The organism is Flavobacterium sp. (genome assembly GCF_036515215.1).
Taxonomy (GTDB): domain Bacteria; phylum Bacteroidota; class Bacteroidia; order Flavobacteriales; family Flavobacteriaceae; genus Flavobacterium.
This window is the reverse complement of the sequence record NZ_DATBVQ010000146.1, coordinates 1-2,132: the sequence shown is the minus strand read 5'-3', so window position 1 is coordinate 2,132 and position 2,132 is coordinate 1. Positions and strand designations below refer to the sequence as shown.

Here is a 2,132-nt window from a genome sequence, read left to right as displayed (position 1 = left end):
GGCCTTCTTTGTCATGAGGAAATCTTATTGTATCAAGCTCGTATCCATCATATACAAAATCGGGTTGCAAATTTCCCGCGGCCTTTGCACCACTCCCTATAAGTTTTGTTCTATTGTCTTCCCAAGTTGAGAATATTGCCGTTTTTTTATTGGGATATTGGGTTTTGAAAAAACGATAAACATTCCAATAATTATAATTGGGATCTTTGATATCATTGTCCCAAACATTGTGTTTATTCGCCCAATTACCTGTTAAAAGACTGTTGTAACCTACGGCAGAAATAGTAGGCGTTTCGGAATAGCCATTTTTTTCGCCGCCAACATATGCTTCAACCAAACTCCCTTTTTTGATAAACTGTTTCAGATTGGGCATCTTGTATGATTGAATAACATCATATGGAATCCCATCCGCGATAACAAAAATGACCTTTCTGTTTTTTTGCGAAAACGCATGACTGCTGAAAAATACTAAAATGAAAACTAAGCAGTTTCTGTATTTCATTTCTTATTTAATAAGTTCAAAAACATCCTTTAAACGAATATCTGCAGATGATGATCCAACCATCAAGTCAAACTCACCCGGTTCAGAACCAAACTCTAATTTTGCGTTGTAAAAAGAAATCAGTTGATTATCAATTACAAATGTAACAGTCTTTGTCTCTCCCACATTTAAATGTATTTTTTCAAATCCCTTCAATTCTTTTACCGGTCGAACCACTGATCCCACCTTGTCTCTCAAGTACAATTGTACCACTTCATCTCCGGCATATTTACCCGTATTGGTAATATTTACCGAAACCGCTATGGTTTCAGTATTTTTCATTTTATTTTTTGATAACTTCAAATCCGAGTAGGTGAAATTCGTATAACTCAAGCCGTATCCAAAAGGAAATTTCGGGCTGTTTTTTAAATCGATATAGGCCGAAGTATAGTTGGTATTATCCTCGTCAGAGTAAGGTCTTCCGGTGTTGAAGTGGTTGTAATAAATAGGAATTTGACCCACTTCTCTCGGGAAAGTCATCGGCAGTTTTCCCGAGGGATTGTAATCCCCAAAAAGTACATCGGCGATGGCATTTCCTGCCTCGGAGCCGAGCCACCAAGTATACACTACAGCCGGCACATTATCGGCTGTCCAATTAAAAATCAAAGGGCGACCGGCATTAATAAGAACTATAACCGGCTTTCCCGTTTTCATCATTTCTTTTACCAAATCTTCCTGAACTCCCGGTAAATGAATATCACTACGACTTTTGGCTTCTCCACTCATGTTGTGTCTTTCGCCAATACTCAAGATGACAACGTCGGCTTGATTGGCCACATTGATTGCTTCTTCAAATCCCGTTTTGTCCTTACTTTCAATTCCGCAACCTTTTGCGTACAGTAATTTAGTGTTTTTGCCCAGCTTATTTTTCAAACCTTCCCATTGCGAAACGATATAAGTAGAATCGACTTCTTTAAGATCAATTGCCCAAAAACCATGATTGTCTCTTTTTGGCTTTACCATCGGACCAATAAATGCAATGGTTTTAGTTTTTTTAGAAAGCGGTAAAATATTTTTTTCGTTTTTTAACAAAACAATACTTTCTGAGGCTATTTCTCTTGCTACCCTGCTGTTTTCAGGATTGTTTAAAGCCGCTTTCTCTCTGGCTGAATCGCAATATTTAAATGGATTTTCGAATAAGCCCAGTTCGAATTTCTTTTGAAGAATTCGCCTTACGGCCTCATCAATTAATGCAATCGGCACCTTGTTTTCCTTTACCAATTCCGCCAAATTATTGCGATAGGAATTACTTTCCATATCCATGTCGCAGCCTGCCGTTATTGCGGCCAAAGCAGCTTCTTTGCCATCTTTACAAAAGCCGTGTTGCACCATTTCTCCGATTGAACCCCAATCGGAAACAACGAATCCTTGGAAATCCCATTTCCCTTTTAAAATATCTCGTTGTATATATTTATTTCCCGTTGCCGGAATTCCATTGATGTCATTAAATGAATTCATAAAAGTGGCAGCGCCAGCATCTAAAGCGGCTTTAAATGGTGGTAAATAGGTTTCCCACAGCATTCTATCACTCATGTCGACAGAATTATAATCTCGTCCGCCAACAGCGGCTCCGTAAGCGGCAAAATGTTTA

General features: G+C 38.6%; 2 protein-coding genes. Both read right to left on the bottom strand.

The genetic code is table 11. The features are described 5' to 3' along the window. Positions 1–502: alkaline phosphatase family protein (locus tag VIH09_RS10080; protein WP_331580529.1), on the bottom strand; the 502-nt coding region annotated here is incomplete at its 3' end. Between the two features lie 3 nt (positions 503–505). Continuing rightward, positions 506–2,132 (bottom strand): glycoside hydrolase family 3 C-terminal domain-containing protein (locus VIH09_RS10075; protein WP_331580527.1); only part of this gene is annotated, 1,627 nt, incomplete at its 5' end.